This window comes from Parabacteroides sp. AF19-14, from assembly GCF_003635485.1.
GTDB classification, from domain to species: domain Bacteria; phylum Bacteroidota; class Bacteroidia; order Bacteroidales; family Tannerellaceae; genus Parabacteroides; species Parabacteroides distasonis.
Genome location: NZ_QTMJ01000001.1, coordinates 274,375 through 298,945, shown reverse-complemented (window position 1 = coordinate 298,945; position 24,571 = coordinate 274,375). Strand labels below are relative to the sequence as shown.

Here is a 24,571-nt window from a genome sequence, read left to right as displayed (position 1 = left end):
CAAAGTAAAGCATAATAGATAAATGAGAACAGATACAATTTGCACAATATCAGCGGGTACAGATTTTCGGAACCAAGTATTATCCCGATTGTATCGCCTACCGAAAGAATTAAACGGACAGTTATCAATAGAAAGACAGGACTGATACTTGCGTCGACAGTTATTCTAGCCGAACCTCAATTAACCAAGCGTGAGAAAGAAATACTAATATTAATTCGGCAAGGTTTTCTGAGCAAAGAGATCGCTTATAAGCTAAATCTTAGTATTTATACGGTAAATAATCACCGAAAGAATATATTGGCAAAGCTAAATGTAGATAATGCGATCGAAGCTATCAATAAGGCGGAAAATTTCGGTATTCTCTATTGATTACGATATCCAATCCAAACCACTAGCTAATATTGATATGATTGCGGTTATATTTCATCCTCTGGGGCTGAATCCATTTGTGCGATGCGCTATGAGTGAATTATACAATCATTTTTCTGCGGAAAAAGTAGTGCGGGTATCGTATGTAAAGAATACCCGCACTTTCTATTTATTTTGAAAAACGTAATTTTATAGTTCAAGATTCACTTCATTCATATTGATTTCAAGAGAGCGCCGCTATACCTGTTCCTATCAAGTTTGCGTTATTCATATTGTTGATATGGATTTCGACATCCGCTAATGCGGATTCATTAAGGAGTTCTTGTAATTTCTCCAGAACAAGAATGTTATAGTTTTTATCTTTTCTATTCTCGCTCCAAAATAGACTGCCTTCGGCTACTAGACAGATTTTTTGTATATCTTTATTATATGATCTTAGTAACTGAATAAGGCCCAGTAGCGATGCGGCGACTAATTGTGCTGATCTGTTGTAGATCCAATGAGCTACATCTACATATACGTCCTTGTGAATATCCGGATAGTTCATGATAGCGGTCAATTTTTGGGCATCGAATTTATTCTCAAACTCATCCAAAGGGAAAGCCGCTTTCAATATATCGCCTAGATACATACCCGAAACCGCTTTCTCAAACCGCTGTTTTCCAAGGCTGCCTGAAATGGCGTCAACCGTATCATCGACTGTCGTGAGGAATGGAGGATGGAAGTTACCCGACTCTAGGTTGACAGGGACTAAGCCTTGTATATTATAGCTCGGATCTAATTTCTTTATTTTATCCGCCGGAATGAAAGTGGCCATGTTGGTGCCTGTTCCTACGATCAGACCGATATAGGCGTCATAGCTATTGTCGGTTAGGCCGGCAAACAAGCTGGCGATAGTATCGTTTAATACTTTAATACCTGTAAATTTGATTTTACAATGTTCGTTTAGGTAGTCGAGAAGTGGTTTACCTACTAATTGCCCTACCATTTCTTTAATGTCGACTCCTTTTGTCCAACGTAACAATTTGGCGTCTCCACTGAGTACGGATTCTGCTGGATAAGAAAAACAATAGCCGATTGGCATTTCCTCATCCCGTTTTATCCCGACAATCATATCGGCTAATTCTTTAAATAGCTCCTCACGAGTATATCCCGGTGATTTCATGATCGACATGTCTTTTTTCCACCCATTGTTGGGATGGATGGTTGGTGATCCTTGTCCAAGATCGACGGTCGCTACTCTATAGTTGGTTCCTCCTAAATCGAGAACCAATGCTTTTCCATTAATATCAGAGGTTTTGGGAGAGATAAAAGTCGGTATGCATTGTATCTCCGCATTTTCATGTTTTAATCCCTCTTCAACCTTTTCCCGAAATGAACTGGCTATCTCTTTGAGTTGGTCATTTTCTAACCAGAAAATATTTTTCTCCATAAGATTGATTTTTTGATTTTGAAATATCCTTGTTAGTGAATAACAATTTAGAAAGGGATTTGACTATCCTTATTGGTTGATTAAGTTAAGGGGATAAATTTCGGATACTGTAAAATTTGTCGTGTTAAATTTAAATTTTGTATAAACAAAAGGGTGACGATGTCTGTTTAAAACACCAAACAGATGATTTTATTTATTAATCTAAATTAAGATATATGATACCGAAAGTGGAGATAGAAGCAGGCAAGGCGGATTTAATCCGTGAGATTTTAGGCGTTAATGATTTGCAGGACATTAACTTACTTGATGAGTACCGTGATATATTTATAAAATCACAAAAGTCTGCGTATGAGAATGAATCTGTTAATGATATTAATTGCACGGATTGAATTTTGTGAGAAGAATGTCTTATATACAGGGCATAGGATGAGAATATATTATTCAATATTCTGTTTACTAGTATATTATAGTTTCTTTGTATTTCTTTCTTAGGAAACTACAGTTTCCCGCTAGGATAGAAACTGCAGTTTCTTCTAGGGGAAACCGGAGTGTCTTTTAGGCTCGGTTTGTGTAAACGATAAGGAAAATCTACTACTTATCATTTACGGCCTTCCCATATTCCTCATCACTTACCGGCTCAAGCCAAGTGTTTTTATTGGTTTGGGGATTACATTCTACGGCGATATGCGAAAACCAACTGTCCGGTGAGGCGCCGTGCCAATGCTCTATGTTTGGTGCGATTTCGACAACATCCCCGGGTAGTAAACGACGGGCGCTTTTACCTCGTTCTTGATAATAACCCACACCACCTACGGCGATGAGTATCTGCCCTCCTGTATGCGTGTGCCAGTTGTTTCGGCAGTTAGGTTCAAACGTTACGTTAAACATTGGTACGTTTAAATCCTTATTGCTTGTTAATGGCGCCAGCCAAGACTTCCCCGAGAAATATTGTTCAAACCCGGTGTTTTCATTTCCTGTAGGGAATTCACTAATTTTTGGAATTTCAGTTTTCATTTCTTGTGCGTTTATATTGCCAATGGAGATTAATGTGATCAACATGGCAATGGTTATTTTCTTTATATTCATATTTGTTTTCTTGATTTTATTCATATTACAAAATTATTTAAGATATTCCATTGCTTTTGTATACCAATTACTGATAAGTGTAACAGAATTACTGATTTTACAATCTATAGAATCTTGAAGTTGATGGCTTTTAAATAAATATAGGGGAAATCTCAAATTGGCGAGATTGGACAATTGTTAGTCTGTTGGGATTATGTATTTTTGTCATCATAAGAATCTATAGGATGAAGCCTGATACGGAAAACATATATCAACGGAAAATTAATCAAGTAATTGATTATATCAATGCGAATTTGCATCTCCCTTTACGACTGGATATAATAGCCGGGCAGGTAAACGTGTCCGAGCGGCAGCTACTACGTATTATGAAAGGAGCCTTGAATGAGTCATTATATGCTTATGTGGCAAGGCAACGTGTAGAGCGAGCGGTTCTATATATGCATACGGAAGATATGAGTCTGGCAGATCTAGCGAGTCGGGTAGGCTATGATAACCCCCAATCTTTCTCGAAAGCGTTCAAGAAACAATTCAGCGTATCTCCGAAAGCTTATATGGATAAGTTGCGAGCACGTCTGAGAGAAGAGACCGAGAAGTGGAGTAATGCTTCGGTCGGGAAGGAGATTATTCCATCGGGGATGTTCGGTACGATTCGTTTGCAGAAAGGAAAATATGCGGTTTATACCTTAAAAGGTAGTTATGCGGGATTACAAGAACTATATAATACTATAAATATAGATTTCAATTATACCAAGCGGCATGGAATGGCGTTTGAGGAATATGTGAGTTATTCGGAAGAGGATGACGATACGCAAGTGACAAAGATTTATATACCTATAAAATAAATTAGTATGGAAACAAAATTTTGCCAAAGCTGCGGTATGCCGCTGCAAAAGAATGAGGAGTTAGGAACGAACCATGACGGAAGCAAGAATGAGGAATATTGTTGCTATTGTTATAAGGACGGGGCCTTCACGATGGACTGTACGATGGATCAGATGATCGATCATTGTGTCCAGTTTGTCGATGAGTTCAATAAAGATGCGGACCTTCATTATACGAAAGAGGAGGCCGTAGCGAATATGAAATTATTTTTCCCGACATTGAAGCGCTGGGCAGTACAATAAGCCTCTATAAAAAGCGTCTATCTGCGCTTCGGCTTGCTGGATTAGTTTCACTGGAATGCGGGGCTTCTTCTCGAAAAAGTCCATTTCTATTTGAATGGTGTTTTTTTTAATGGAGCGGCTCCAATTACCTATTATCTTTCCGTTATACAAGATAACCGGGTAGAAGGTGCCGAATCGGTTGAACGCTTTTGGATGATGTTCTAGCGGCAATACGTCCGTGCGGTTTTTGTAACTGATCAAGTATTCATCGAAGGCGGGGAGGAGACGCAGTACAGGTTCGCTCTCATTTTTTCCTTTCCATGATTGGTGGATGAAATATTCACGGGAATCGAACGTCTCGGTCATTAACTCCGCCTTGATCAGATTGATAGCGAGCCTACACTCGGTAGCGGTTAGCCCGGACCACCAAACAAAATCTTGTAACTGGGCAGGGGAGTGGCTTTGAAAATATCTGGATGCCAATCTCGCCAGAGCCTCTTCCCTGCAAAGTTCACGAGTAGGAGGGACACGTTCGTCCAATAAGGCGTAAGTCGTTTTCTTTCCTTTATCGATCCCGCTACAGACGATGCCTTCCACCTCACCCCATGTAAGGAAAAGGTTTACGTGATCTATGGTGGGCAAAATCCCGGATTTTTGCAATTCCGCCGTTACTTCTTGTTTGGTCAGGCTTTTGTATCCTTCCAGTATCTTTCCGATCTGATCTAGGCATCTTGTGAACAGCGTTTTTTCTATCTTCCCGAAATGTCCCTTGGCGTACGACATAACGGCAGCCTTGATACGCTCGGAAGATAGCATAAGCATCCAACGGATATCCTCGGCGGCCACGAAATGCCAAGTAGGACGCATCACATGGGTACGTAGAATATCACCTTTGTACAAAGCCTCATTTACCTTTTCAAGGGAAGAGGATCTCAAGCGAATACCGATCGCCCATTTGGCCATCTCATACTCCTGCGCCTGGATAGCGCCCATCCAAGAGACCAACTCTTTCGGGGACTCGAATCGGGGTTGTTCCAATTGTTGGCTAGCTACTCGTATATGTGTTATCATAATATATGAATATAAACGCAAATGTACGAAATAAAGCGTTAAACATCCCATAATCTTGAAGATATACTCATTCTTTTTGTACCTTCACGCTAGAAACAATTAGTGAAATTTATGACGATAGCGTATTTAAATGTGGCTACAGACCGGCAACACTTGGATATTCAAAGGGAAGAGATCTCTTCTTTTGCCGCGGCCAAAGATATCCATGTGGATAAATGGGTCATGGAAGTATCCGGAGAGAAAGCGAAACAGCCGGGACCAAAGTTAAAACTTGTTCTCGAACGCTTGAAGAAAGGGGATGCCTTGATCGTATCGGATATTACCCGTTTGTGTCTTACCTTATATGAGTTGATGGGGATACTTACCGTTTGCATGGAGAAGGACGTGACGGTCTATTGTATAAACGACCGTTATATATTCGATGACCGGATGGATCGCCAATTGATGATTAATGTCTTCAAGCAAGTAGACGAGATTGATCACAGTCTGGTTTCCATACGTACAAAAGACGCCTTGGAACAGGTGAAAAGTACGGGAAAGCGGTTGGGACGTCCTAAAGGCTCGGAATCCAAGTTGTTCTTCTTAGACGCCCATAAGGGGGAGATCATGAACATGTTGGAGCGGGGAGAATCGGTAGGATCGATTTGCGAGCATTTCAACGTCTCTAAGAATACTTTTTATAAGTATAGGAAGAAATTCTTCAGATCGTAAGGATTGGTTTTAATACCAATCCTTTCGTTTCATATATAGCCAAGTCAATACTCCGGTAGCTATCATGACGGCCCAAGCTATGAAATAACCGTAACGCCAATCCAATTCCGGCATTATCTTGAAGTTCATACCCCATACGCCCACCAAGAATGTCAAAGGGATGAAAAGGGTGGAGACAATCGTCAGCCGTTTCATGATGGCGTTCATCCTAAGATCGTTATTGGATATATAAAGATCGACAAGGGAAGAGGTGATTTCCCGGCAGCTTTCCGTTGTTTGGATAACGAATTGGAGTTGGTCTTGCAGGTCATTATAGATCGGCAGGATATCCGGGGTGATAATCCCGTTCTCTGTTCGTAATAGTTTTGAGAATTGATCTTTCAGCGGTAGGCTATTCTTACGGATAATCATGTACTCATGGCGGTGTTGTTGGATTAGGGAACCCATATTACCCTGATCGTTCTTAGGATCGAGCAAAGTCTCTTCTATATCCTCTAGTATCTCTTCTACCTTTGAGGCGGATTCTACTAGATTCGCTATGATGGTGTTTAGAAGGAAAGCGAGCAGCAATCCACTGCCTTTTTTCCGGATGTTCAGCATGTTGGATAGTAGCGCTTTATGAGCGGCCTCGAATACGGGGTTGTTGCTTTCCGTAAAAGTGATAACCGTATTGTTCGCTACCAGTATACTGATGTGCTCAGACCGCATCTCGTTATTGACATCGTAATAGCAGGAGTTTAATACGATAAGCATTCGTCCTTTGTATTCCTCTACCTTGACCACGTGTTGGGGAGTCAAGATATCCTTAGCGTCCAGATTATGCAGTCCGAAATCTTTTACGATACGGGTAATGGCATCCGCGTTGGTCAATCCGCTAACCTCGAACCAATTGATCTGATCCGGGTCGGATAGTTTGCTGAAAGAGGTGTCGGTTATCCGCACCTCTTTCGTATGCAAAGATTGTTCGTTGTATTGCGTGAGACGGATGCCGGTTGCTGTCTCATGTTCGCCGGCGTAATAATACTTGTCCGATAAATGCCGGTTGGATATATGTCTTCTCCTGTGTGTATATTCATTCCGTCTCATAATAAGGATCTCTTTTTAATCGAATTCAACAACGGTGATGCCGGCGCCTCCGAACTGCACATGCTCGTCTTGAAAACGACGGACACCGGGAACCGTGCGCAGATAATCCCGGATTAGCTGACGTAAGATACCCGTACCGGTTCCATGTAAGATGCGAACCTTGCCTGCCCCGACTTGAATGGCGTCGTCGATAAAATAAGTCACGCTTTGCAATGCCTCATCGCCCCTCATTCCTCTCACATCGATTTCTTGCTTAAAGTTTATCTTCTTCTCATGCATATTGTCAGTGGTCTGGGAGCTGACGAACGTGCTTTTCTGGATTTCCCGTTTGATCTGGCCTTTGCTTACCTTTTCCAACTGCTCCAGCTTAACCGTGCTTTTGATCATCCCGAATGCTACTACGGCCTGCTTTCCTTGTAGTTCCATAACGGTTCCGGCGGAAACCTGCCCTTTAAGGCGTACATTGTCGCCGACCTCTATCACCTCTTTATTAAATATCGGCTGGGCCGTCACTTTTTGTTTCTGTTTCTTCCGTTCGTTCCGTTCCTTGAGCTTCGCCATCTTGCGTGCGATCTTATCGTCTTCTTCTTCGGTCGCCATGACGGAGTTCTTGAACTCTTCCAAGGCTTTGCGGGCCAGTTTGGTCTGTTCTTTTTCCGCTTGGGCCTCCTTGATCTCACGGACGGTATTCTCGATCTTGGCGTTAGCCTCCGCTAGAATACGTTGGGCCTCGGCCTTTGCCTCCCGGATGATCTCTTTCCGTTGCTTGTTTACGGCTTCCAAGTCTTGTTCATAACGGGAAGTGACATCTTCCAGTTTTTTCTCCTGCTGACGGATATTCTGCCGTTTGCTTTCCCAGTACCGTTTATCGCGTACGATATCTTGCAGGTATTTGTCCATATTGATATAATCCGCTCCGACGTTCGCGGAAGCGTCGGCTATCACGTCCTCGGGCAGACCGATCTTGCGTGCGATCTCTACGGCAAAAGAGCTACCCGGGTTTCCGATAGAAAGCTTGAACAAGGGCTGCATCAAATGGCGGTCGTACAACATGGCACCGTTTACGATACCCTCCGTATCCTCGGCGAAATGCTTCAAATTCTGGTAGTGGGTCGTGATTACCCCAAAGCTATGATTCCGGTTGAAGCGATCCAATAAAGCCTCGGCGATAGCGCCGCCAATCTGGGGTTCCGTACCGCTACCGAACTCATCGATTAGGATAATGGTCCGCTCGTTACAATTCTTCACGAAATACTTCATGTTGGTAAGGTGGGAACTGTAGGTACTCAAATCGTTCTCGATGCTTTGCTCATCGCCTATATCGATGAATATATGCTCGAAGATCCCGGTTCTTGATCGCTCATGCAAAGGAATCAATAAACCACATTGCAACATGTATTGAAGTAATCCGACCGTTTTCAGGCAAACGGATTTACCACCGGCGTTCGGACCGGATATGATCAAGATCCGTTTTCCCTCGGTCAGCTCGATATCGAGGGGAACTACCTGCTTGCCCTGTTTCTGTAAAGACAGGAATAAGAGCGGATGCACGGCACGTACCCAATCCATTTGTCGCTTATCCTCCACGATCGGCTTGATCGCCTTGACTTGCTCCGCGAATAACGCTTTCGCACGAATGAAGTCAATGTCGGCAAGAAACTCGTAAGATTGTAGGATATCCGGAGCTAAAGGACGGATCACGTTCGTGAATTCCGTCAGTATCTTAATGATTTCCCGGCGTTCTTCCCCTTCCAGTTCCCGGATGCGGTTATTCGCTTCCACGACCACCTCTGGCTCTATAAAGACCGTCTTGCCACTGGCGGACTCATCATGTACGATACCTTTTATCTTTCGTTTGAAGGCCGGGGCTACCGGGATCATCAAACGACCGTCGCGCATGGTCGGTGTCACGTCCTTATCGACAACCCCGTCCGATTGAGCCGCACGGAGGATGGATTGCAGGCTGCGGGATATACCGCTCATCGTGATCGTCATTTCCCTGCGGATTTGCGATAGGGTGGAGGAAGCACTGTCCTTGACCTTGCCGAATTTATCGAGGATGCTATCGATCTTTCCAATCAATTGGGGGAAGACAAAGATATCTCCCGCCAATTCAGTCAAGGCCGGATACTTGATTTCCTCATCGTCCATGGGCTTGAAGAAGCGTACGATGTCATTGATCGTTTGCAAGGAACGTTTGAGGTCGAACAACTCCCGTTCATCCAGCCAAGTACCTTCCGGCCGAATCCGTTTCAAGGAATAGCGCACGTCGAAGAAATAACTGGCGGGGAATTCCGTGTCTCCGTGTAAGATACGGATAAACTCATCGGTTTGTTCCAATCGCTTGGATACGACCTCGAAATCGGCGGAGAATCCCATCTCCGCTACCCGCTCTTCCCCGAGCGGGCTTAAACATTTTTCTGTGATTAAGTGACGGATCTTATCAAAGCCCGTCTTTTGTTCAAAATTTTGTGGATATATCACGTGTTTGTAAAATCTTTATTTGATCTCTACCGTCACTTCAGAGCGAATGGTAGGACGGATAATTACTTCTAATTTTGTCTTGCCACGCTTTATATTAAATGTACAGGCGTTGTTGCCGGACGGATTAATATAAGGGGCGAAATAGTATAAATAAGAGAACGCCGGCAAGTAATCGGAGCTTTGCGACGCATCCGCTATTTGGGGATATTTGAATACGTCCCAAAACATGCAATATTTGAAACCGTTCGCGTCCGTAAACATCGTCTTCGGATCACGATATTGCATCGTGTTCGTGATAAAGCGTTTGTAGGCGGATGAGAACTCCTCTGCCGAATGATCCATCTTATGGCGGCCGATCTTTTCTATAATGTCACGGGGACGGATGCCTGCCGCATAAGCGGGAGAGTTACGATCTACGTCAACCACTTGATCCAATTTATCGATATCGTAGCTGATCCCCGTATAATTATAGGTCTTCTTGCTCACCTTGAACGGTACGTTACGTCCGTATTTCGTGTATGGGTATTGCATACACATCAACGGGACATGCACCCGGGCGTATTCGTCTAAACGATAAGAGTCTTCCAGCAACTCGTTCGCCTCACATTCCCAGAGTACACGTCCGGGGATATCTTTTTGATCGATGATACGGATACCGAATTGCAACAGATATTCGGCTTCCGCTTCGGCGGCGGCGTAATTCAAGAACGGGAATTTCTCCATCTTACTGTGCGAGAAGTTGTACCGGTAAGTCGGTTCTTTTTCTACCAATACTTTATTCGCTCCCAGATAGTTCGGGTTCTTATCGAAAAAATAGAAAGTCTGTATCAATAAATCCGGCTTCGCGATATCAACCGTAAGTCCTTTTTTGGTCAACTCGTTCTCGATGCATTCGTTGATGACCGTTTCCAGTTTACGGTTATTCTCGTCGATGGTCGAGAAGGCGAATGTCTTGAAGTTACCGAAATCTACGCCGTCGGATGTGACAGTAGTCTTGAACGGGCATACGAATTCTTGCTCATTGGTTGTCTCCAAGCTATACATCGCATAGGCGGACGCCAGCTGGTCTTCCGTGATGGCGTTACTTTTCTTGCAGTCCTTCTTTACCAATACTTGTTTAGAAGGAGAGGAAAGGTTGCTGATAGTCAATAGGACATCGTTTCTTCCGGCGGGATTCAGCAGTTGTGGGATCTCATCGACAGATATTTCCGTCACAGGTACACCGTTGATCTCCTCGATCACGTCGTATTTCTTAATACCTGCTTGCTCGGCGGATGAATAAGGGATGACGCTTTTAATGACCGGCTTGTTATTTCCCCAGTTCTTGCTCTGGCTGATATCGTATGTGAAGCCTAGTCGGCAGATGGATGTATTCCTGTTTTGGGCGGAAACCGTACAGACCGCCAATACTAATAGCAACGTTGATAAAATCACACTTCTCATCATATTCTGGAATTTTATTTACTCTAAAAATACCTGTTTCGTTTAAAACATAGGCAAAGGTAAAGATATTTTTGATGTGGTGGAATAGTTGGCAATATATTTGCTGCTATAATAGTGTATGAACTTGATATGGATGCTGTGTATATACTTTTTAAGGGTATTTATGTGGTACCGTATTTCGCTTACAATTAGTTAGTAATGAAAAAAATCAGATAGATTATGAGCAAGATGAATCCAAACGAGAAAAAAGAAAACGCTTCAAAAAACGAAAACGTGAATAATGAGGAAGCGACAAATTTGCAGGAAGAACAGTCAAATGCGGCAGATGAAACTGCCGGCTCTGACAATGTGTCGGGCGAGGTGGAAGCCTTGCAAAAGAAATATAACGAATTGAACGATTCCCACCTGCGCTTGATGGCGGAGTTTGACAATTACCGTAAACGTACGATGCGTGAGAAGGCCGATTTGATCAAGACTGGCGGCGAGGGTGCGTTAAAGAACCTTCTTCCTATTATCGACGATTTCGAGCGTGCTTTGCAGAACGTCCGCACGGCTGAGGATGTAGAGGCCGTTAAAGAAGGCGTGGACTTGATTTTCGGTAAGTTCATGGGCTATCTGTCTCAGCAAGGCGTAAAGCCGATCGAGGCCATAGGTAAGCCGTTCAACACGGAGGAGTTTGAGGCTATCGCTACGATTCCCGCTCCGGAACCGGACATGAAGGGCAAGGTATTGGATTGCGTACAAACTGGATATACCTTATTTGACAAGGTAATACGTCACGCTAAAGTAGTAGTGGGAGAATAATCGGAAAATCGGCAAATAACAAATACAAGGATGGCTAAAAGGGATTACTATGAAGTGCTGGGCGTTGAGAAGAATGCATCGGCGGATGAGATAAAGAAAGCGTACCGTAAGAAGGCGATACAATTCCACCCGGATAAGAACCCGGGCGATAAGCAAGCGGAGGAGAACTTTAAGGAGGCGGCAGAGGCATACGACGTGTTGAGCGATCCGCAAAAGCGTCAGCGTTATGACCAATTCGGCCATGCGGGTGTCGGCGGGGCTTCACAAGGTGGCGGCTTCGGTGGTGGTATGTCCATGGAGGATATCTTCTCCCAGTTCGGCGACATCTTTGGTGGACATTTTGGCGGTTTTGGTGGCTTCGGTGGTTTCGGCGGTTCTCGTGGAGGACGCCGTGTGAACCGTGGATCGGATTTGCGTGTGAAGGTGAAGCTGAACCTGAAAGAGATCGCTAACGGCGTGGAAAAGAAGATCAAGGTGAAGAAGTATGTGCCTTGTTCGCATTGTCACGGTAGCGGGGCGGAAGGCTCGGAGGGTGTGAAGACGTGTGATACGTGTAAAGGTAGCGGTGTCGTTACCCGTATCGCCAACACGATCCTTGGGCAGATGCAGACGCAGACGACTTGTCCTACTTGTGGTGGCGAGGGCAAGATCGTTGTCAAGAAATGTACGGAGTGTAACGGTGAGGGCGTCGTTCGCGACGATGAGATTATCACGATCAATATCCCTGCCGGTGTAGCCGAGGGCATGCAGCTCTCCATGAATGGTAAAGGCAACGCCGCACGACATGGTGGAATCAACGGCGACTTATTGATCCTTATCGAGGAGGAACCGCATCCGGAGTTGATTCGTGATGAGAACGATCTGTTATACAACCTGCTATTGAGTGTTCCGCAAGCAGCCTTGGGAGCCACGGTAGAGGTCCCGACCATCGACGGAAAGGCGAAATTGAAGATCGAGCCGGGTACACAGCCGGGTAAGGTGCTTCGTTTGCGTAATAAAGGACTTCCTTCCATCAATAGTTATGGTACGGGCGATTTGTTGGTGAACGTGAGTGTATATATCCCCGAGACTTTGTCGTCTACGGAGAAAGAGACGCTGAACGGATTGGAGAATTCACCGAACTTCCAGCCTAATAAGACGATGAAAGAGAAAATCTTCAGTAAGTTTAAGCACTTCTTTGATTAACGAATAGGAAAGACTACTGTGTTCGTGTGAGAACACTATAGCATTCGTGGATAAACACAGTAGTGTTTGGAAATGAATACTATAGTGTTTATCGCCGGAATACGGTAGTCTTTTTTCATAAGTCCTAAAATGAGTATCCTATGAGAATATATACCCGTGGAGGAGATAAAGGAAAAACCGGCATACATGGCGGTGAGCGTGTCGATAAGGATGACATCCGTATTGAGGCGAATGGGACGTTGGATGAGTTGAACGCCGAGATCGGCATTGTCCGTACGTTGCTGTCTCCCGATCATGAATGGCAGGTGTTGCTGGGTAGGATACAGCGTGAGATGATGGCCGTGATGTCTCATGTGGCGACACCATCGGCGATCCGTGATAAGAATCCGAATCCGCTTCCCGATGATTTGACCGTCTTTTGTGAGTCCCATATCGATGATCTATCCGCCCAGATGGAGGATAACGGGTATTTTATCCTTCCGGGAGGCACACCTGTTTCGGCGCACCTCCAATTGGCCCGTACGATCACCCGCAGGGCCGAACGCCGCTTGTGGACATTGAATCGGAAAGACCCGGTTCCTGCCGGGATCATGGCGTTCGTGAATCGTTTATCGGATCTGTTCTTTACGATGGCACGTTATGACATGTTTCGCCAAGGGAACGCCGAGGAACGTTGGCAATCCTTCCTGTATAAGCGGAAAAATAAATCCTAGAGGGCGATATCTTGCCATTTGCCTTTCACGAGCTCACGGGTGGACTTGAAGCCGGCTTGCTTCAGCAACTTGAAAGCCTCCTTGCGACCGTCGTTCACCAAATCCGGATAATGGCAATCGGAGTTCACCATGACAGGGATATTCATTTCCCGCATCCGTGATAGGTATTCCACACGGGGGTAAAGCTCTTTTTTCTTGGTCCAGTTCTTGGTGTTGACCTCTACCATCAATCCTTTCTCCTGAACCAGATCCAGACAAGCCTCAAAAGGCTTCCGATACCAATCCTCCTCAAAATTGAAGATCTCGTACTTCTGTCCGTTCATATAGATCTTATCCATATGCCCGACGATATCGATGCCTCCGGCCTCTATCATTTTCATCGTGGTATCGAAGAAACGCTTGACAAGCAACCGGACATCTCCCTCGAAATGACGCTCCACGGAGTGGGCGTATTCCCTGAATGAGCCGTCTATACAGACCATGTTCTCTTCGACCAGACGCTCTGATACGGGCAAGAAATGGATGGAACCGATCCGGTAGTCCAAAGGCAACTCTTGGAAATAGGGGATCGAGGCGTTATAGGTCTCGTCCAGATAATCAATCTCCAGACCGGCATATATTTCTAGTTGATCGCTGTATTTCTGTTTCAGTCGTTTTATCTCTTGCAGATACTCCGGCATATCGTCTTTAGACATATTCCAGAAGGTCTCGAACGGAAGCGGCGAGTGGGAGGAAAAACCGTACGCACGGAACCCGTGTGTTATGGCGAATCTCACGAAATCCTCCGGAATACTTCTTCCATCACAAAAAGTACAATGACTATGGTAGTTACTGAGTTGCATGATTGTTCTTAGTGATTAAAAAGCCACATCCAGATCATCTTGCCCGGATGTGGCCTTGTATGATGAATGAGAGAGGTGTTATTTGATAACGCCTAGCTCTTTTCCTACCTTGATAAACGCGGCGATAGCCTTGTCCAGATGCTCAGTCTCGTGGCCGGCGGACAATTGTACACGGATACGAGCTTGTCCCTTCGGTACTACCGGGTAATAAAAACCGGTTACGTAAATACCCTCTTCCTGCATCTTGGCGGCGAAATCTTGAGACAACTTAGCGTCGTACAACATAACAGCGCAGATAGCGGATTGAGTCGGCTTGATATCGAAACCGGCTGCCAGCATCTTGTCGCGGAAGTAACTTACGTTGTTCATTAATTTCGTATGTAAAGCGTCGCTTTCCTTCAACATCTTGAACATCTCCAAGCTTGCGCCTACGATGGCCGGAGCCACGGAGTTAGAGAACAAGTAGGGGCGAGAACGCTGGCGTAACATATCGATAATCTCCTTCTTTCCGGTCGTGAAGCCACCCATGGCACCACCGAACGCCTTACCCAGCGTACCCGTGAAGATATCTACACGTCCGTAAACATCAAACTGCTCGGCTACGCCATGACCCGTCGGGCCTACGACACCGGCAGAGTGAGACTCGTCCACCATAACCAATGCGTCATATTTCTCGGCAAGCTCGCAAATCTTGTCCATCGGAGCGACATTGCCGTCCATGGAGAACACGCCGTCCGTGGCGATGATACGGTGACGTTGGGCCTGCGCCTCTTGTAGGCAACGCTCCAAGTCCGCCATATCGGCGTTGGCGTAGCGATAACGTTTAGCCTTGCATAAACGAACACCGTCGATGATAGAGGCGTGGTTCAAGGCATCCGAGATGATAGCGTCTTCCTCGCCGAACAATGGCTCGAACAAACCACCGTTAGCGTCGAAACATGCGGCGTAAAGGATCGTGTCCTCAGTCTTGAAATAGTCGGAGATGGCTGCTTCCAATTGCTTGTGCAAATCCTGCGTTCCACAGATGAAACGAACGGACGACATGCCATAACCGTGTGTATCCATGGCTTCTTTCGCGGCCTTGATCAGTCGTTGGTTATCGGACAGGCCAAGATAGTTGTTGGCGCAGAAGTTCAAAACATCACTTCCGGCATTTACTTTGATGTCGGCTCTCTGTGGCGTAGTAATGATACGCTCGTTCTTGTATAAACCAGCGGCTTTGATGCCTTCAAGTTCATTTGTCAAGAATTCTTTAAGTTTTCCGTACATAAAAACTTCGTTTTTTATTAGTATTTAGATGTGAGTAGTAGCTTCGTTGTCAAAGCGACAGACAAAGGTCTGTTTTTTTTTTGAATTTTAATACTAAAAAAGAGAAGAAATTCATGTCTAAACTGTTTTATTCTCTATACCTTTGCCGACGGAAAAAAACTTAAATCTCATTAAACGCGATGAAGAATGTATTAGTAATTGGTTCTACCGGTCAGATCGGATCAGAGTTAACCATGAAATTAAGAAGTATCTACGGTGGGAACATAGTAGCGGGTTATATCCCGGGTGCGGAACCTAAAGGCGAGTTGTTAGAATCGGGACCTTCCGCTATCGTGGATATCACGAACGAGCAGCAGATCGCTGAGACGGTATCAAAATATAATATTGATACGATCTACAACTTGGCGGCTCTTTTGTCGGCTGTAGCAGAGGCTAAACCTCAGTTGGCGTGGAAGATCGGAATGGGGGGCTTGTTCAATGTGCTTGAGGTGGCCCGTGAGATGCACTGCGCCGTATTTACGCCGAGCTCTATTGGCGTTTTCGGTAACAATACCCCGAAAGACAAGACTCCTCAAGATACGATCCGTAATCCTCGTACGATGTACGGCGTGACGAAGGTATCCGGTGAGTTGTTAAGTGATTATTATAATATCCGTTTCGGCGTGGACACACGTTCGGTTCGGTTCCCCGGATTGATCTCTTACGTAACACCTCCGGGTGGTGGTACGACGGATTACGCTGTCGATATTTACTATTCGGCCGCTAAGGGCGAGAAATTCGTTTGCCCGATCGCAGCCGGTACTTTCATGGATATGATGTACATGCCGGACGGCTTGCGTGCCGCTATCGAGATTATGGAGGCGGATTCTACGAAGTTCGTTCACCGTAACTCTTTCAACATTGCCTCGATGAGTTTCGATCCGGAGATCATCTTTAATAATATCAAGAAATATATGCCTGAATTCCAGATGGAGTATGAGGTAGATCCTTTGCGTCAGGCTATCGCCGAGTCGTGGCCGAACTCCTTGGATGATACTTGCGCCCGCCAAGAGTGGGGCTGGAAGCCGGAGTATGATTTGGATGCCATGACAAAAGACATGTTAGCTAAATTGAAAGAACGTTTCAATAAATAAGAGTGATGTTGTAGCCATGATTGTTTGTGGATAGAGGGGCCGGGGTATCATCAGGGGGGATGATCCCCGGCTCTATTTTTTACCGCTGCTATTTCAATAAATCCGGCCGGAGGCGTGCCGTACGCTCTTGTGCTTGTTGCAAGCGCCATTCTTCGATCTTGCGCTGGTGCCCGGATAATAGTACCTCGGGTACTTTCCAACCTTTGTAATCGGCGGGACGTGTATAAACAGGCGGGGCCAGTAAGTCATCTTGGAAGGAGTCGGAGAGGGCGCTTTGCTCGTCGCCGATCGCTCCCGGTATCAAGCGTACCACGGCGTCGGTTATGATAGCGGCGGCCAGCTCTCCTCCGGTAAGGACATAGTCTCCTACGGATATCTCTTTCGTTATCAAATGCTCACGGATACGATAGTCGATCCCTTTATAGTGCCCGCAGAGGATAATCATATTATTTAGTAAAGACATACTGTTGGCCATGGGCTGGTTGAGTGTCTCACCATCCGGGGAGGTATAGATTACCTCGTCATATTCCCGTTCGCTTTTCAACGCTGAGATCGCCCGGTCTATCGGTTCGATCTGCATCACCATTCCGGCCTCTCCTCCGAACGGATAATCATCCACCCGCCTCCATTTATTAGTGGTGTAATCCCGTAGGTTATGTAAATGAATCTCTGCTAATCCTTTATCTTGCGCCCTCTTGACGATAGAGCAATTAATCATCCCCTCGATCATCTCGGGAAGTACGGTAAGTATATCTATACGCATAAAAAATAGTTGTAACGTTAAAACCTCCCGCAAAGGTACATCTTTATTCTGACTCATCGTAAAGTGAGTCTCTATTATCTATGATTCGCGATAGAAAATTAAGAATGAATGAAACGCATGCGTTGGCGCAGTTAAGAGTTCGTAGAAGTTCATGAGGATATTTTTGTATCGTTTGAATTATTATTCGTACTTTTGTCCGTCAATTCGGCGGCTATCAATAGAGGCCGTCTCTTTAGAGAATAAATTTTATAGCGATGAATATATCTTACAATTGGCTGAAAGAGTATCTTGATTTCGATCTGGAGCCAGAAGAAGTTGCTGCGGCGCTTACCTCTATCGGTTTGGAAACCGGTGGAGTAGAGGAAGTTCAAACCATTAAGGGCGGACTTGAGGGACTGGTTATCGGTGAAGTGTTAACTTGTGAGGAACACCCGAATTCTGACCATTTACATATAACGACCGTAAATGTAGGTGGCGAGGCTCCTTTACAAATCGTATGCGGCGCCCCGAACGTGGCTGCCGGACAGAAAGTGGTCGTAGCCGTGAACGGCACGAAACTGTACGACGGTGACGAATGCTTTACCATCAAGAGATCCAAGATCCGTGGCGTTGAGTCCAACGGTATGATTTGCGCCGAGGACGAGATCGGTATCGGTACCGACCATAACGGTATTATCGTACTTCCCGCCGATGCTGTTGTAGGTACGTTAGCTAAAGATTATTATAATGTAAAGAGCGACTACGTGCTGGAGGTGGATATCACCCCGAACCGTGTAGACGCTACTTCCCATTTCGGTGTCGCCCGTGACTTGGCCGCTTATTTGAAGCAAAACGGCAAGCCCGCCGAATTGAGACGTCCTTCGGTAGACGCTTTCAAGATCGATGACGAGACACCGGGCGTAGAGGTCGTGGTAGAGAATACGGAGGCTTGTCCCCGTTATTCCGGTGTTACGATCAAGGGCGTTACGGTGAAGGAGAGCCCGGAGTGGTTACAAAACCGCTTGCGTGTGATCGGCCTTCGTCCCATCAATAACGTAGTGGATATAACGAACTTTATCCTGCATGAGTTAGGGCAGCCTTTACACTCTTTTGACGCGGGTAAGATCAAAGGAAATAAAGTGATTGTCAAGGCGGCCGAGGCTGGTACGAAATTCGTCACGTTGGATGGCGTGGAGCGTACGTTGACCGATCGTGACTTGATGATTTGTAACGTCGAGGAACCTATGTGTATCGGTGGCGTGTTCGGCGGTTTGGATTCCGGCGTGACGGAGGAGACCACCGACGTATTCTTGGAATCCGCTTGTTTTCATCCGACGTGGATTCGCAAGACCGCTCGTCGTTTTGGCTTGAATACGGACGCTTCTTTCCGCTTCGAGCGTGGTTTGGATCCGAACAATACGATGTATGTATTGAAACGTGCCGCCTTGTTGATACAAGAGTTGGCGGGAGGTAAGATCACGGGTGCCGTACAGGATGTTTATCCTACCGTGGTGGAACCGTATACGGTTGAGGTGACTTACGAGAAGATCAATACGTTGATCGGTAAGGATATTCCGGTAGAAACCGTGAAAAGTATCTTGGCAAGCCTTGAGATGGAGATCGTATCCGAGACTGCCGAGGGCTTGACTTTGCATGTTCCCGTATATCGTATCGATGTGCAGCGTGATGTAGACGTGATCGAGGACATTCTTCGTATCTACGGATATAATAACGTGGAGTTCAGCGATAACGTGAAGTCCAATTTAAGTTACCAGACTCCTACGGATCGTAGCTGGAAATTGCAGAACTTGATTTCGGAGCAACTTTGCGGTTGTGGTTTCAACGAGATCATGAACAATTCCTTGACACGCTCCGCTTATTATACGGATCTGTCTGTTTATCCGGAAGCGCATTGTGTCATGTTGATGAACCCGTTAAGCGCTGATTTGAACTGCATGCGTCAGACCTTGTTGTTCGGAGGTTTGGAGAGCATCGAGCATAACATGAAGCGTAAGAATGGCAATGTCCGTTTCTATGAGTTCGGTAATTGCTATGATTATAATATCGATAACAAGAAGGAAGATGAGGCCTTGGCGCAGTTCAGCGAGGATTACCGTCTAGGCATCTGGGTAGCCGGCAACCGGGTGGAGAACAACTGGGCGCATCCGGACGAGAAATCTTCCGTTTATGAGTTGAAGGCTTACGTAGAGAATATCTTAGCCCGCTTGGGCGTGGATATGAAACGGGTTATTTTCGGTAACTTGACGAATGATATCTATTCTTCGGGCCTAAGTATCACGACCGGTTCCGGACGTCAATTGGGTACGATGGGTATCGTAAGCAAGAAACTTCGTAAGATGCTGGATATCGATATGGAGGTTTATTACGCTGAGTTGTCGTGGACCCAGTTGATGAAGGAGATCAAGAAGGCGAAAGTAACCTTCTCCGAGATTTCCAAGTTCCCGGCCGTTAAACGTGACTTGGCGTTGTTGCTTGATAAGAGCGTACAGTTTAGCGAGGTCGAGAAAATCGCTAAGGATAGCGATCGCAAGCTATTGAAGGAGGTATCTCTGTTCGACGTTTACGAGGGCAAGAACCTTCCGGCGGGCAAGAAGTCGTATGCCGTAAGCTTCTTCATGCAAGATGAGAGCAAGACTTTGAACGATAAGCAGATCGACGCTATCATGAAGAAGATCCAGACGAATCTGGAACAAAAGCTAGGTGCTCAATTGAGATAAGAATTTAATTACATAAAATAAAGATAAACTGATAAACATATGGGAAGAGCGTTTGAGTTTCGTAAAGCGAGAAAGTTTAAGCGTTGGGGCAATATGGCCCGTGTATTCACGAAGTTAGGTAAGGAAATCACGATCGCGGCAAAACAAGGTGGGCCGGAGCCTGAGAATAATCCTCGTTTACGTGTGTTGATGCAGAACGCCAAAAAGGAGAATATGCCGAAGGAGAACGTGGAGCGTGCCATTAAACGTGCCGTATCCAAGGATTTCACGGATTATAAGGAGATGAACTATGAGGGATATGGTCCTTTCGGTATCGCTATCTTCGTTGAGACCGCTACGGATAATACGACTCGTACGGTAGCCAACGTTCGTAGTTATTTCAATAAGAACGGTGGTTCTCTGGGAACATCCGGTAGCTTGGAGTTCTTGTTCGATCATAAATGCGTATTCCATATCGCTAAAAAAGAGGATCTTTCTTTAGAAGACCTAGAGTTGGAGTTGATCGACTTCGGTGTAGATGAGGTTGAGGAAGACGAGGACGAGGTTGTTCTTTATGGTGAGTTCGCGCAGAATTCGGCGATCCAGAAATATTTGGAGGAGAATGGTTTCGAGATCTTGAGTAGTGAGTTCGTACGTATTCCGAACGATTTGAAGGAGGTTACTCCGGAACAGCGTGAGTCTATCGAGAAGATTATCGAGAAATTAGAGGAAGACGAAGACGTTCAAAACGTATTCCATAATATGAAGGAAGACGATTCTGAGGAGGAATAACGTACGCTTATACGTAAAATAGTATACTTTATCCGTAAAAAAGCGACATCGAGGCAAATTCGATGTCGCTTTTTCTTTTTTACAACGAATGTTTCATGTTTTTTATTTATTTTTGTGAGTCTAGGGTGAATAACAATTTAACTTATATGGTGAAAATGAAAAGACTATTTCTTCTTTGTGCGTTCGTGAGCATGTTTGCGACGTGTAATTTTATCTCAGCTCAAAAGGAGTTAGGGATTTTCAATTCTGTTTCGGCAGGAGTGGGTGTTGGTTTGACGGGTGTAGATGTGGAGGTCGCTACTCCTATTACGCCTTATCTGGCGTTGAGAGGTGGTCTTACCTTTATGCCGGGTTTCAGCATTAATACGGACGTGGATGTAGATGTTAACGATCCGCGAGCGGGTGTGTATAATGATACATACTCCATGGATGTCAAAGGTAGCTTGAAACGTACTTCCGGACAGTTGTTGGTGAATGTTTACCCGTTTCCTCACGCTTCTTCGTTCTTCGTTGCGGCCGGCGCCTATTTCGGTGGTTCTTCTTTGGTGAAGATAGAAGGGCATAGTGATAAGCTGAAAGACCTGATCGCCCAAGGAGAAAGTGCGGGCATAGTTATCGGTGATTATACGATTCCGGTGGATAATAACGGTAATGTATCCGGTGGATTGAAAGTGTCCGGTTTTCGTCCTTATCTAGGTCTTGGATTCGGTCGTGCGGTTCCTAAGAAACGGGTTGGCGTGATGTTTGAGCTGGGTGTGCAATTCCATGGCAAACCGGAGGTGTATACGGATTCAGGGGATGTAAAGGACTTGTTGAATGAGATAGACGAGGATGATACCTTTACGAAGATCATGGACAAGCTAACGGTTTATCCGGTCATGAAGATTCGTATTTGCGGAAGAATATTTTGATTGTCAAAGATAGTATAAGCTAAGAGTGGCGTTAATAATACGATGCCACTCTTTTTTTATGGCTAAACTTTCATTTATTTTGTTTATTTTTGCGCGCTGTTAGGGTCATAATTTTGATAAAAATAACTTTATATGAAAAACAAACATTTAGTGATGCTATTGCTATCATCTTGCTGTTTAGCGGCATGTGTGGATAGTAAGTATGATTTAAGCGATGTCAATACGGACGATGCGGTAATGGGTGAGTCTTGGGTAGCTCCCCTCGGTACGGGTTATGTAACGTCGGATGACGTTGTGAATGTAGAGAAAGTCCCTTCCATTCGGGAAGTCGACGGGGCTTACGTCATGATCTATGATGGAGAGATGAAGATTAAGGGGAAAAGCTTACGGGCCGCCTCTGATAAAGTGGAGATCGCCTCGGAAGATATAACGACTGGGGATATCGATGGCTTGTTCGATGGCGATTTCGTTTTGGCGTTAACGAACCCCCACATTACGTTAAAGTCGAATGTAAAGAATGCCTCTTTGGATTGTAGCTTGTCTATCGAGGCTGAGAACGCAAGTAAAAAGGAGGCTACTTCCTCTGATTTTACCTTGTCAACGGTGTCTCCTAATATTTGGATCGGCCCTCTTGATCCGAAGACGGATGCTTTTAAGTTTGTCAAGAACGAGAAGTTACCGGGAATCGTACAGATTGTTCCTCAAAAAATACATTTGTCTTTGTCCGCCGATAGCAAACAATGGGCGAACGCTCCTATGGATGCCTTGAGCGAGTTACGCTATGCGGTAGAGCTTCCGTTGACTCCGGCACCGGAATTTAGCGCCGTATCCGTCGAGCGGATCGAGGACGCTTTTGATGAGGATTTCGTAGACTATATTTTCTCGGACGGAAGCGCGAGGATCTATGGAGAGGTTACGAACGAGATGCCGTTCGATATGTCTATCGAGATGGTGATCATGGATGAGAACAATGTACCGGTAGATATCCAATTTCCGGCGCAAGAGGTAAAAGGACAATCCGGAGAGGTTGTCTTCGAGATCACGAAGGAGGATATGCCGAAAATGAAGGACGCACGTCATATAGACCTGAATTTACATTTAACGGGTAGAGATCAAAGCGAGGCTTTGAAGAAAGGCCAGAAAACGACCTTCAACTTGAAACTCAAGAAAGAAGGCGGAATTTCTATTTGATCCCAGTACTAACCATTTAAATTACGAAAAAGAAAGATGAATACTATATATAATATGTATAAGAGAGGTCTGTGCGCTTTATGTTTATTGACCACTGTGGGGATGTCGGTATCCGCCCAGCAAATACGAACTTCTTACTTCATGCAATCCTCTACGGCACGCACGACAATGAATCCGGCGTATCGTCCCGAGAGAGGCTATGTCTCCATTCCGGTATTAGGCGCGGTTGGCGCTTCGTATGGTACGAACGGAATAGCTGTGGATAATTTTATTTATCCGAAGAATGGTGAGACCGTTACGTTCATGGATAACTCCGTGAATACCGAGTCTTTCCTGAATGGCTTGAAGGACGAGAATCAGGTAAACATGGATTTTGGCACGCAGGTTCTATCCGGTGGCTGGTACGCCGGCAAGGGATTCTGGACGGTTGATGTTTCTATCAAGGGCTTGGCGAATATTCGTGCTCCGAAGACATTGTTCGAGTTCATGAAAAAGGGTAATGGATCTCAGAGTACCTATGATATTCGTAATATCAGGGCGTACGCCGAGGCTTATTTGGAGACAGGTGTAGGATATTCTCGTCCTATCACGGATAAGTTGACAGTCGGAGGTAAGGTTAAATTGTTATGGGGCGTAGGTTCTATGGACGCTACGATCGATCAGATGCATGCTGAGATGGGAGAGACTAGCTGGAAAGTTACCTCTACCGGCACCTTGCAGACGAATATGAAAGGCTTGGTCCCGGAAATGGAAGTAGACGAGCAAGGCCGTGATTATTATAATAGCTTTGATTTCGATTCTCCGGGTCTTAGCGGTTTCGGTATGGGAGTGGACTTGGGTGCTACGTACCAATTGACCGAGAATATCATGTTATCCGCCGCTGTCCTTGATTTAGGTTTTATCAGCTGGAGCAAGGGAGGTAGCACGCTAGGTAAGTTGGATGGAACTTTCGACTTTAACGGCTTTGATCTGGCTATTGGCGAGAATAACGGTGATATACCGAGCATGGGCGATCAGTTTGACGCTATCAAGGAAGATTTCGAGAACTTGCTTCATTTCAAGAAAGAGGGTGAGTCCGGAAGCACTACCCGTCTTCGTTCGACAATCAATATCGGTGGCGAGTACCGTTTGCTGGAAAACAAGTTAGGTATCGGTTTATTGTCGAGCACTCGTCTTTATTCCCCGAAAGCCTATACGGAACTGACATTGTCCGGTAATTACCGTCCGGTGAAATGGTTTGAGGCTACGCTGAGCTACTCATTTATCCATAGTAAGTTCAAGACGTATGGTATCGCCTTGAATTTCTCACCGTCTTGGATCAATTTCTTTATCGGATCGGATTATATGTTGACAAAGGTAACTCCACAATGCTTACCGGTCAGCGGTAACGCCATGAATCTTTACATGGGAGTAAGTGTTCCTTTGAAATCATTCGCTAATTAATAGGGAATACTCAGAATAGAGTCTGTATCATAAAGGAAAAGGCT

General features: G+C 45.3%; 22 protein-coding genes and 1 pseudogene. 14 read left to right on the top strand and 9 right to left on the bottom strand.

The annotated features are described in order from the left end of the window. Nucleotides 1-84: 84 nt before the first annotated feature. Nucleotides 85-369, top strand: a pseudogene (locus DWX33_RS01295) (response regulator transcription factor); the annotation flags it as partial. Between the two features lie 223 nt (nt 370-592). Here the strand turns inward: DWX33_RS01295 and DWX33_RS01285 are convergent. Further along, nucleotides 593-1,801 carry a hexokinase gene (locus DWX33_RS01285; RefSeq protein ID WP_122379702.1) on the bottom strand — a complete coding sequence of 403 codons (1,209 nt, stop codon included), beginning with the start codon at nt 1,799-1,801 and terminating at the stop codon, nt 593-595. A gap of 215 nt (nt 1,802-2,016) precedes the next feature. Here DWX33_RS01285 and DWX33_RS22450 point away from each other — a divergent pair, with 215 nt between their 5' ends. Next, entirely contained in the window at nt 2,017-2,190 is a 174-nt protein-coding gene (locus DWX33_RS22450) for a hypothetical protein (RefSeq protein WP_005856636.1), read from the top strand. Between the two features lie 202 nt (nt 2,191-2,392). Here DWX33_RS22450 and DWX33_RS01280 read toward each other — a convergent pair whose 3' ends face one another. Next, nucleotides 2,393-2,911, bottom strand: a complete 519-nt coding sequence (locus DWX33_RS01280; RefSeq protein WP_199713237.1) for a cupin domain-containing protein — start codon at nt 2,909-2,911, stop codon at nt 2,393-2,395. A gap of 200 nt (nt 2,912-3,111) precedes the next feature. Here DWX33_RS01280 and DWX33_RS01275 point away from each other — a divergent pair, with 200 nt between their 5' ends. Together DWX33_RS01275 and DWX33_RS01270 are read left to right on the top strand one after the other, a co-directional pair. Then, nucleotides 3,112-3,729 carry a helix-turn-helix domain-containing protein gene (locus DWX33_RS01275; RefSeq protein ID WP_005862072.1) on the top strand — a complete coding sequence of 206 codons (618 nt, stop codon included), beginning with the start codon at nt 3,112-3,114 and terminating at the stop codon, nt 3,727-3,729. 6 nt (nt 3,730-3,735) lie between these two features. Next, nucleotides 3,736-4,011, top strand: coding sequence for a zinc ribbon domain-containing protein (locus DWX33_RS01270; RefSeq protein ID WP_122115036.1), 276 nt, complete (start codon nt 3,736-3,738; stop codon nt 4,009-4,011). On the opposite strand, the gene DWX33_RS01265 is transcribed toward DWX33_RS01270, so the two are convergent. Next, a complete protein-coding gene (locus DWX33_RS01265; protein WP_122379742.1) occupies nt 3,973-5,061 on the bottom strand; it encodes a winged helix DNA-binding domain-containing protein in 1,089 nt (362 codons plus the stop codon). The two genes, DWX33_RS01270 and DWX33_RS01265, sit on opposite strands and share 39 nt — an antisense overlap. 111 nt (nt 5,062-5,172) lie before the next feature. Between DWX33_RS01265 and DWX33_RS01260 the strand changes: the two genes are divergently transcribed. After that, nucleotides 5,173-5,772, top strand: a complete 600-nt coding sequence (locus DWX33_RS01260; protein WP_005856646.1) for a recombinase family protein — start codon at nt 5,173-5,175, stop codon at nt 5,770-5,772. Nucleotides 5,773-5,781: 9 nt separating this feature from the next. Here the strand turns inward: DWX33_RS01260 and corA are convergent, their stop codons facing one another. The 3 genes from corA to DWX33_RS01245 are packed head-to-tail and all read right to left on the bottom strand — an operon-like array spanning nt 5,782 to nt 10,788. Beyond that, entirely contained in the window at nt 5,782-6,858 is a 1,077-nt protein-coding gene (gene corA, locus DWX33_RS01255) for a magnesium/cobalt transporter CorA (protein WP_008772072.1), read from the bottom strand. A gap of 15 nt (nt 6,859-6,873) precedes the next feature. Next, on the bottom strand, nt 6,874-9,342 hold the full coding sequence (locus tag DWX33_RS01250; RefSeq protein ID WP_008772073.1) for an endonuclease MutS2: 2,469 nt from the start codon (nt 9,340-9,342) through the stop codon (nt 6,874-6,876). A 15-nt stretch (nt 9,343-9,357) separates the two neighbouring features. After that, complete coding sequence (locus DWX33_RS01245) at nt 9,358-10,788, bottom strand: DUF4136 domain-containing protein (protein ID WP_005862083.1); 1,431 nt, start codon at nt 10,786-10,788, stop codon at nt 9,358-9,360. Nucleotides 10,789-11,004: 216 nt separating this feature from the next. Between DWX33_RS01245 and DWX33_RS01240 the strand changes: the two genes are divergently transcribed. The 3 genes from DWX33_RS01240 to DWX33_RS01230 all read left to right on the top strand — a co-directional run bounded on the left by DWX33_RS01240 (nt 11,005) and on the right by DWX33_RS01230 (nt 13,487). After that, complete coding sequence (locus DWX33_RS01240) at nt 11,005-11,589, top strand: nucleotide exchange factor GrpE (RefSeq protein ID WP_005862085.1); 585 nt, start codon at nt 11,005-11,007, stop codon at nt 11,587-11,589. Nucleotides 11,590-11,619: 30 nt separating this feature from the next. Continuing rightward, nucleotides 11,620-12,774 (top strand): molecular chaperone DnaJ, encoded by a 1,155-nt coding sequence (gene dnaJ, locus DWX33_RS01235; protein ID WP_005856657.1) that lies wholly within the window; start codon nt 11,620-11,622, stop codon nt 12,772-12,774. 140 nt (nt 12,775-12,914) lie between these two features. Next, complete coding sequence (locus DWX33_RS01230) at nt 12,915-13,487, top strand: cob(I)yrinic acid a,c-diamide adenosyltransferase (protein WP_122379701.1); 573 nt, start codon at nt 12,915-12,917, stop codon at nt 13,485-13,487. Here DWX33_RS01230 and DWX33_RS01225 read toward each other — a convergent pair. Together DWX33_RS01225 and kbl are read right to left on the bottom strand one after the other, a co-directional pair. Beyond that, nucleotides 13,484-14,329, bottom strand: a complete 846-nt coding sequence (locus tag DWX33_RS01225) for a histidinol-phosphatase (protein ID WP_122377407.1) — start codon at nt 14,327-14,329, stop codon at nt 13,484-13,486. The two genes, DWX33_RS01230 and DWX33_RS01225, sit on opposite strands and share 4 nt — an antisense overlap. A gap of 78 nt (nt 14,330-14,407) precedes the next feature. Beyond that, nucleotides 14,408-15,598: a glycine C-acetyltransferase gene (kbl, locus tag DWX33_RS01220; protein ID WP_005856664.1), complete on the bottom strand. Its 1,191-nt coding sequence runs from the start codon at nt 15,596-15,598 to the stop codon at nt 14,408-14,410. 179 nt (nt 15,599-15,777) lie between these two features. On the opposite strand from kbl, the gene DWX33_RS01215 reads away from it, so the two are divergent. Continuing rightward, nucleotides 15,778-16,731 carry an NAD-dependent epimerase/dehydratase family protein gene (locus DWX33_RS01215; protein ID WP_005856666.1) on the top strand — a complete coding sequence of 318 codons (954 nt, stop codon included), beginning with the start codon at nt 15,778-15,780 and terminating at the stop codon, nt 16,729-16,731. A gap of 88 nt (nt 16,732-16,819) precedes the next feature. Here the strand turns inward: DWX33_RS01215 and trmD are convergent, their stop codons facing one another. Further along, nucleotides 16,820-17,494 carry a tRNA (guanosine(37)-N1)-methyltransferase TrmD gene (trmD, locus tag DWX33_RS01210; RefSeq protein WP_008772076.1) on the bottom strand — a complete coding sequence of 225 codons (675 nt, stop codon included), beginning with the start codon at nt 17,492-17,494 and terminating at the stop codon, nt 16,820-16,822. A gap of 254 nt (nt 17,495-17,748) precedes the next feature. On the opposite strand from trmD, the gene pheT reads away from it, so the two are divergent. From pheT to DWX33_RS01185, 5 genes are all read left to right on the top strand, one after another. Further along, nucleotides 17,749-20,211, top strand: coding sequence for a phenylalanine--tRNA ligase subunit beta (gene pheT / locus DWX33_RS01205; RefSeq protein WP_122143780.1), 2,463 nt, complete (start codon nt 17,749-17,751; stop codon nt 20,209-20,211). A 39-nt stretch (nt 20,212-20,250) separates the two neighbouring features. Further along, nucleotides 20,251-20,982 (top strand): YebC/PmpR family DNA-binding transcriptional regulator, encoded by a 732-nt coding sequence (locus DWX33_RS01200; protein WP_005856672.1) that lies wholly within the window; start codon nt 20,251-20,253, stop codon nt 20,980-20,982. Nucleotides 20,983-21,128: 146 nt separating this feature from the next. Next, nucleotides 21,129-21,893, top strand: a complete 765-nt coding sequence (locus DWX33_RS01195) for a hypothetical protein (protein WP_005856675.1) — start codon at nt 21,129-21,131, stop codon at nt 21,891-21,893. A gap of 132 nt (nt 21,894-22,025) precedes the next feature. Continuing rightward, nucleotides 22,026-23,084 (top strand): DUF4621 domain-containing protein, encoded by a 1,059-nt coding sequence (locus DWX33_RS01190; RefSeq protein ID WP_122379700.1) that lies wholly within the window; start codon nt 22,026-22,028, stop codon nt 23,082-23,084. A gap of 36 nt (nt 23,085-23,120) precedes the next feature. Beyond that, nucleotides 23,121-24,527, top strand: a complete 1,407-nt coding sequence (locus DWX33_RS01185; protein WP_005862097.1) for a DUF5723 family protein — start codon at nt 23,121-23,123, stop codon at nt 24,525-24,527. The last annotated feature ends 44 nt before the right edge of the window (nt 24,528-24,571 follow it).